This window comes from Mesorhizobium sp. M0808 (assembly GCF_040320025.1).
Classification (GTDB): Bacteria; Pseudomonadota; Alphaproteobacteria; order Rhizobiales; family Rhizobiaceae; genus Mesorhizobium.
This window is the reverse complement of the sequence record NZ_JAMYOX010000091.1, coordinates 1-7,250: the sequence shown is the minus strand read 5'-3', so window position 1 is coordinate 7,250 and position 7,250 is coordinate 1. Positions and strand designations below refer to the sequence as shown.

General features: G+C 60.9%; 7 protein-coding genes and 1 pseudogene. 4 read left to right on the top strand and 4 right to left on the bottom strand.

From position 1 onward, the window contains the following. Nucleotides 1-32 precede the first annotated feature (32 nt). Nucleotides 33-443 (top strand): annotated as a pseudogene (locus tag NKI25_RS35885) (recombinase family protein); the annotation flags it as partial. Nucleotides 444-463: 20 nt separating this feature from the next. On the opposite strand, the gene NKI25_RS35880 reads toward NKI25_RS35885, so the two are convergent. Continuing rightward, the gene (locus tag NKI25_RS35880; RefSeq protein ID WP_353000896.1) at nt 464-2,521 is read right to left on the bottom strand and encodes a recombinase family protein; all 2,058 of its coding nucleotides are present in this window, start codon (nt 2,519-2,521) and stop codon (nt 464-466) included. Between the two features lie 53 nt (nt 2,522-2,574). On the opposite strand from NKI25_RS35880, the gene NKI25_RS35875 reads away from it, so the two are divergent. Beyond that, nucleotides 2,575-3,006 (top strand): hypothetical protein, encoded by a 432-nt coding sequence (locus NKI25_RS35875; protein ID WP_353000894.1) that lies wholly within the window; start codon nt 2,575-2,577, stop codon nt 3,004-3,006. 23 nt (nt 3,007-3,029) lie between these two features. Next, nucleotides 3,030-4,280, top strand: coding sequence for a recombinase family protein (locus NKI25_RS35870; RefSeq protein ID WP_353000892.1), 1,251 nt, complete (start codon nt 3,030-3,032; stop codon nt 4,278-4,280). 59 nt (nt 4,281-4,339) lie between these two features. On the opposite strand, the gene NKI25_RS35865 is transcribed toward NKI25_RS35870, so the two are convergent. Genes NKI25_RS35865 through tnpA form a run of 3 tightly spaced genes read right to left on the bottom strand, consistent with a single transcriptional unit; the run spans nt 4,340 to nt 5,340 of the window. Continuing rightward, entirely contained in the window at nt 4,340-4,651 is a 312-nt protein-coding gene (locus NKI25_RS35865) for a hypothetical protein (RefSeq protein WP_353000890.1), read from the bottom strand. Between the two features lie 14 nt (nt 4,652-4,665). After that, nucleotides 4,666-4,962, bottom strand: a complete 297-nt coding sequence (tnpB, locus tag NKI25_RS35860) for an IS66 family insertion sequence element accessory protein TnpB (RefSeq protein ID WP_353000888.1) — start codon at nt 4,960-4,962, stop codon at nt 4,666-4,668. A gap of 6 nt (nt 4,963-4,968) precedes the next feature. Continuing rightward, on the bottom strand, nt 4,969-5,340 hold the full coding sequence (tnpA, locus tag NKI25_RS35855) for an IS66-like element accessory protein TnpA (protein ID WP_353000886.1): 372 nt from the start codon (nt 5,338-5,340) through the stop codon (nt 4,969-4,971). Between the two features lie 329 nt (nt 5,341-5,669). Here tnpA and NKI25_RS35850 point away from each other — a divergent pair, with 329 nt between their 5' ends. Continuing rightward, the gene (locus NKI25_RS35850; protein WP_353000884.1) at nt 5,670-6,935 is read left to right on the top strand and encodes a pyridoxal phosphate-dependent decarboxylase family protein; all 1,266 of its coding nucleotides are present in this window, start codon (nt 5,670-5,672) and stop codon (nt 6,933-6,935) included. The last annotated feature ends 315 nt before the right edge of the window (nt 6,936-7,250 follow it).

Below are 7,250 nucleotides of genomic sequence, written 5' to 3'. Positions count from 1 at the left end.
GGTGGTGAGCCAGACGGGACGGGAGGCAGATCATGAAGATCACCGCTGAACATCTCGCGCGCGGTGCCTATGTCTATGTCCGGCAGTCGACGGCCGATCAACTTGTCAACAATCCCGAGAGCCGGCGACGCCAATATGGCCTTGCCGAGCGAGCGCGGTCCCTTGGCTGGAAAGACGCCATCGTCATCGATGAAGATCTCGGTCGTTCAGGGTCTGGCATCAGCCGTCCGGGCTTTGAGAAGCTTCTGGCGGCGATCTGCGAAGGTCGGGTTGGTGCGGTCCTCGCCATTGAAGCCTCCCGGCTGGCCCGCAATGGCCGGGACTGGCATACGCTCATCGAGTTTTGCGGCCTTGTCGGAACGCTCATCATCGATGAGGACGGCATCTACGAACCGCGTCATCCCAACGACAGGCTGCTGCTCGGCATGAAGGGGACGGTGACATGATACAGTACCTCGTGATCTCATTGAAAAGAAAGGGTTTGTTGTCGCGCATCGGCTGATACTGGACGACCTTTCGCGATCGCCTGACGGATGGCCGGCCGCGCAAGATCATCCTCGCAGATGACATAGGGGGCGCCGGCGCAAACCTGCCGTGCCGGCAGCAGCCCATCCCGGATCAGGCGAACGACGGTCATCCTGTTGACACCGAGCCAGCTTGCGGCTTCGCGCAGGATAAGCTCGTGGCGCTCGGCCCGTTCGCCCTCGCGGTAGACCGGGATGCGATGCGCGCCGCGGAAATTGCGCACGCGCAGCTGGGTCCAGGTCTGTCCCCTGGCCGAGCGTATGCCGAGCCGGTTGAGAACGGGGGCGATGCTGTGATCCGGCAAAAGGCGGGCGAGTTCGCGCACCAGCTGCTCGGTCGCCACGTCAGTCTTGTAGCGGTTTTGGCCAGACCGGTTCTTCACCACTTCGAGCCGCGTGTGATCGCCGCCCTGCCAGTGCAGCACCAGGTGCAGCCGACCGGCCTCGGCCGTCACGACGATCTCGTTGAGCACGGTGCGCAAAATCCGCTTGCGCGTCTCGACGGACGCGGCGGGATGGTTCCACAGCGCAGGCATGTCGTCCGCGAGCGCCATAAGCATCGTGCGTTCGTCCTCGCTTAGGGCGCTCGGCTGCTCGCTGCGCAAGCTCCGGACCTGATCCTCGAGCCGGGCGACCGCCGCCAGACAGTCATTCCATCGCCGTTCGAGCTCGCCGGCGACCAGGCGGTTATCGGGATCAACGGCGTCGTATTGCCGGCGCGCATGCGCCGCCTCATAGCGGGCCTGGTCCAGGGCGAGCTCGCTTTGCCGCAGCCGTTCGCTGCCGGCCTGCTTGCGATCGGAAATCAATTGCAACGCCGCCTCGAGTGCCAGCGGCGCAATTGCCCGCAGCACTTCCGCCGACACCGCCGCATCGATGCGCATGTTGCTGAAGACGGTACACCGTTTCTCGGTCGACGGGTCGACATGGGTAGCGCAGACATAGCGCGCATCGCGGCGTGAATGGTGCAGCACCTTGAGCTTGCGGCCGCAGCAGCCGCAGCGCAGCAAGCCGACGAGAAGTCCACTGCCATTGCGCACCGCGCCCGCGACCATCGTGCCCTTCATGTTCGCATTGTTGGCAATTATCGTCTGGTTGCGATCATACTCGGTCCAGGAGATATAGCCATCATGGTGATCGCGGATCAGAACCGCCCAGTCCTCACGTCGGCGCGCAACACCGTGGGTGACGACTTTGCGGCCGTCTTCGACGCGCGTGCGCGTGGCGGTGCGGCCAAAGACATAGGCACCAGCATAGACCGGATTGGTCAGCAGCCGATGGACGGCGTGGTAGCGCGGCGCCCCCCACCGCACCGTCCACCCCTGAGGACCATGGACAGCGGTCGGTAGGTCGATCCCCTCCTGGCCCAGCCACAGGACGAGCTGGCGCACGCTGCCGATCTCACGAAATTTGTGGAACACCAGCGACAGCGCTTCGCGGATGCGCCGGTCGGGGTCTTGTTCCAGGCGATCGTCAGCGCCCCGCCGGTAGCCGATCGCCACCGTCGTGTGCAGTTCGCCGCGCGCCGCCTTCAGGCGCAACGCCTCTTGCGAGCGCTGCCGCAGCGTCGACAGCTCAAGTTCGCTGAAAGTGCCTTTCATGCCGAGCAGCAAGCGATCGTTGACGAGCCGGGGATCGTAGATCCCGTCCTCATCGATGATCAGGCTGCCCACCAGGGCACAGAACTCCAAGAGTGTGTGCCAGTCGCGCCCGTTGCGGGCCAGGCGCGAGGCCTCGAGGGCAAAGACCGCGCCCGCGCCGCCGCTGCCGATCGCTGCCAGCAGGCGTTCGAAACCCGGTCGCGCCGTCCCGCCGCCCGAGCGGCCGAGATCATCGTCAATGACGACCACATTCTCCCAGCCGAGGGCGCGGGCGCGCGTCTTCAGGGCGTACTGGCGTCGTCGGCTCTCGGGGTTGTTGGCAAGCTGGTCCGGGGTGGACTGACGAATATAGACATAGGCGCTACGCGCCAGGTGATCGGCAGTGATTTTAGTCATCGTCCGTCTCCTCCGGTATTCTGACCGGGGCGAGGCGATCGCTCAGGAGAGCTTTGAGCAGGCTCACGATCTCCGCGCGCCTCACTGGATCGAACAACCGGGGCACGACATCGTCGGCCGCCAACATGAGAAGATCGAGTTGCCGCTTTTGGGCATGCTGTTGCATCGTCGTCTCCATCGTTGCGAATCGCTTCAAGCGATGGCGACAAGGATACGCCCTGTGCGTCGACGAGCTGGCGCAGCTCTCGCAGGCAGGCGAAGGAAAGCCGCGGCGTGGCCATCATGGGCGGCGTCGCCGCGTTGGTCTCGGTCATCCATGCAGGCAGCAGGAGCCGGCCGCCGCCTGGCAGCTCGACGACGAAGTGGGCGTCACCGGCGTAAAGGAGACGCCGCAAGACCGTGAGGCGTTCGCCGGCATGAGCGTGATGCGGATACCGGACAACGACTTCAAGCGGCTGTTGCTGGGCAGTATGTTGCGGGTCTGAAGGGGACAATATCGGAACTGGAATTGCACACCATCCGCGGCCGATTGACTGCTGGCCTGCTCGCCAAGGCGGAACGCGGAGAGTTGGCCCAGCCGTTGCCGGCAGGCTTCGTGCGCGATCCAAGCGGCGTCGTCACCAAGGATCCGGACAGGGAGGTTCAGGATCGCGTCAGCTTGGTTTTTGAGAGCTTCCTTTCGCTGCGCACCGCCGTGCGGGTGATGCGAAGTTTGCACGCGGGCAACCTGTCGCTGCCGAGACGCGATCGGCATGGCGAAGTATGCTGGAAACGGCCGACGATTCCGGCGGTGACCGATATGCTGAAGAATCCGGCCTATGCAGGAGCGTTCGTCTACGGCCGCAAGCGCTTTCGGGCAACAAGCCCGTCAGGGCGCCCGCAGAAGACGCCAAGGCCGATGCCGGAATGGAGAATTGTCGTGAAGGACAAGTATCCCGCCTATGTAAGCTGGGAGACCTTCGAGAAGGTCCAGGCCATTCTGCGCGACAACCGGAGCGACTATCTGCGCGTCAAGGGCCGCGGGGTGCCGCGCGACGGTGCTGCCCTGCTGCACGGCATCACCTGGTGCGGGGAGTGCGGGCACAAGATGGTCGTGCGCTACAAAGGCGGCAGCCAGTATGTCTGCAATCATCTGCGCCAACAGCATGACGTGCCGGAATGCCAGTGCCTGCGGGCCGCGCCGATCGACCACCAAGTCGCAGCCGCGTTCCTCGAAGCCGTGGCGCCAGCTGAGATCGAGGCACTCGCAAAAGCGCGCAAGATGCGTCGCCGTGCCGACGACGCTCTGCGCCATGCCCAGGAACAGCAGATTCAGCGCTTGCGCTACAAGGTGTCTCTCGCTGAGCGCCAGTTCAATCGGGTTGATCCGGATAACCGGCTCGTAGCCGCCGAGCTGGAGCGGCGTTGGGAAGAGGCTCTACTGGAACTGAGACAGTCTGAAGAAACGCTCAAGGGTAAGACCGACGCCTCGTTGCGCGAGCCGCTCGGCATCGATTCCCGCTTGCGGGCAAAGGTCGTGGCTTTGGGAACGCGGCTGCCCGCGGTCTGGGTCGATCGGGCAACGCCTCGCGAGCATCGTAAGGCCTTGTTGCGCTGCTTGATCGACAAGGTGATCATGCGCCGCGGTGCCCGAGACCGGGCTGAGGTGCGCATCGTGTGGCGCGGCGGTGCGACGACGGAACTCGCGGTCATGCTGCCGGTCAATGGGCTGGCCGCGCTGCCGCGTCAGGACGAGATGGAACGGCGGATCTGCGAATAGCCTCCAAAGGCGTCTATGATGATGAGATCACGCGCATCCTCACCACTGAAGGCCACCGCTCACCACGGCGCGTCGACGGGGTGCTTCTCAGCACCGTACGAGGCGTTCGGCTTCGCCATCGCATCAAGACCGCGCGGCAGCGCAGCCGGTGGCCCAAGGTCGAAGGACGGCTTTCCGTCACCGACTTGGCGGCGCGACTGCGCATCCCGCCAAAGTGGATTTATACCCAACTCCGGCGCGGAAAGCTTCTGACGTTCTCCGATCCTGCCGGCCGCTATCTCTTTCCAGACGAAGAAAAGGCAACGCAGGCCGTACGCAAGCTGCGCGAACACAGCATCGATCACATCGATCTCAGGGAAGATCAGCCTCACGAGGAGGGGTATTGTTATGGGTAGTCGCTCAGCATCGCCAGTTGGGCCGATGTCAACCGGGCAGCAGTCCCATCGGATGCCGAAGGCCAAGGAAACCGCCCTTTCTGCAAGATCTTGTAATACAGACAGAAGCCCTGACCATCAAAATATAGCAGCTTCAAGCGATCGCCACGTTTGCCGCGAAAGGCAAAGACCGCACCGCTCGTCGGCTTCTGGCGCAAGACATCCTGCGCAAGCGCAGCCAGGCCTTCTATTCCTTTGCGCATGTCCGTGATCCCGCACGCGAGATAGACCCGAACGCCGGGTCCCAAGCCCGATCATGCCGCTTCCACCGCGCGGATAACCTGCGTCAGGACGCTGGGCGTCACTGAACTCTCGAAGCGAAGCGTGCGGCCGCCGCTCAATCGTAGCTCGATCATCCCGGAATAGCTCTGCCTCAAATCAGAGACATCCGTCTGCACGGAATTCATATCGACAGGAATGAACAACGCACTCGAAGACGCCGACAGCAGCCCTTTCTTCTTCAACTCGCTACGCCAACAGGCGTATATCTGCTGCCGCGTCACGTCGTGACGACGAGCTACCTCGGTGATCGTAGCTCCAAACACTCCAACCGCCGTGACAATCCCGAGTTTCTCATCCTCGCGCCATCGACGCCGACGTTCCTGCCCAAGAATCTCTACGCGCATCGCAATTCCCGCCTAAGACACGTCGTTAACGACGTCGTTAAACACGTGTCTTAGGCCATCAAGGCGTTAAGCGGCAGGCGGTGCCAATCGGGCGGTTACGACCAGACCCTGCTGCGTGCCGCGAGGGCAAACGGAGCGAGCCCGCTCGCCGGCGCCATATATCGCTGTGAAGTAACGTGCGCGGGAGCCGAACCTACAACCTGCAACGCTTGTTCCGCCTATCGTGCATATGCATGCTGGGCGCCACCAGCCAGCCATTCGTGATATTTTTTCGTTGAAGATAAAATACAATTATGTAAGACGCGATATCACTGTGGAGATACGTTCGAATGAAAACGCATATGCCGTTCCCGGAAAAAGGTTTGGAAGAGACGGCCATTTGGCAAGCGATGGAGAATGCCAGGCAAGGCGACGTGGATTGGCGAGGAGGGCGTTTGCCGGGCTTTTATGTGCATTTTGCCAACGACGATGTTGATCGCGTCGGTAAAATCGCACTCGAAAAATTTCACGCGACGAATGCGTTGGGCCTCAGTGCATTTCCATCGATCAAGAAATTCGAGTCGGAGGTTGTGGAGTGGGTGCTATCCCTGTTTCACGCGAATGGTGGCGCAGCCAGCATTACATCGGGGGGCACTGAAAGTATCTTTATCGCGATGAAGACTGCACGGGAGTGGGCAAAAGCCAATCGTCCGGAAGTCACCAAACCAAAAATGTTGCTTTCTCACAGTGCGCACCCGGCTTTCGATAAAGCCGCAAAGTATTTGGGGCTGGACGTTGTAAGAATCTTGCCGCGTGCCGATTTCAAAACTGACATTGACTCACTTAAATCTGCTCTGGACGATCAAACGATCATAATGGCCGGGTCGGCCCCGCAATTTACTATCGGAGTTTTCGATCAGATTGAGGAGCTTGCTGCTATCGCGTCTTTCAGAAACGTATGGTTTCACACAGACGCGTGCGTCGGGGGCTTTTTCTCTCCTTTCGCCGAGCAGAATGGACACCCGATCCCCCCTTGGGATTTTCGGGTGGAGGGCGTGAAGTCCATTTCGGCAGACCTACACAAATATGGCTTTGCGCCGAAGGGGGCGTCGGTTGTGGCGTTTTCGGATGCCAGTTACCAACGGTACCAAGTGTTTGACTTCGACAACTGGTCACGAGGACGATATGTGACCTCGACATTCGCCGGCACGCGGTCCGGTGCTAGCATAGCCGCTGCGTGGGCGGTCATGCGCTTCCTCGGCAATCAGGGGTATCGTAAGATCGCAGATCAGATCTGGCAGGTGCGTGAAAAGCTGATACGGGAAATTCCCGCGATTGACGGGCTGTTCGTTTATGGCGAGCCTGAACTTACGGTGATGAGTTATGGTTCGAAATCGCTTGACGTGGCCGATATCGCGGCAGGTCTGGCTGCCAAGGGTTGGTATACCGTGGCACCGTCCCCGAATCCACCCGCGATCAATTTGGGTATTCTCAGTCTCGCTTTTGGGGAAGTGGTAGACGACTATTTGGCCGACCTTCGGCAGGTCGTTGCTCAGCTCCAAGCGGGCGATAACTCCTTCGATCATTCACTTGTTGGGACCTATGGGGCCAGATAGTTTAATCTCTGGATTCAGTGACAGTGCTCCCCAATGGGCACAGTAGCGCTACCCACGTGTCTGATTCAATATTGTGGCAGCGACAATGATACTAGCGATGTAGGTGGTTTTGTTGCAACGGCTGAATAGGGGCACAGAGAGGCCCTGATGCGAGGTCAATCAGGCGGCGAGGATTTCGAACTGCTCGGCCAAGGACGGATTCGGATTGGATGTGACCTGCCACGGGTAATTTCCTCCAGTTGGGATTAGAGTCCGGCCTCGTTTGAAGGACGGACTGATGAAGAGAAAGCGATTTACGGAAGAGCAGATCATCGC

Excerpts from the sequence above, each read along its gene's own strand:
- tnpA (WP_353000886.1), bottom strand. The coding sequence starts at position 5,340 with ATGCGCGTAGAGATTCTTGGGCAGGAACGTCGGCGTCGATGGCGCGAG.
- NKI25_RS35850 (WP_353000884.1), top strand. The coding sequence starts at position 5,670 with ATGAAAACGCATATGCCGTTCCCGGAAAAAGGTTTGGAAGAGACGGCC.
- NKI25_RS35880 (WP_353000896.1), bottom strand. The coding sequence starts at position 2,521 with ATGACTAAAATCACTGCCGATCACCTGGCGCGTAGCGCCTATGTCTAT.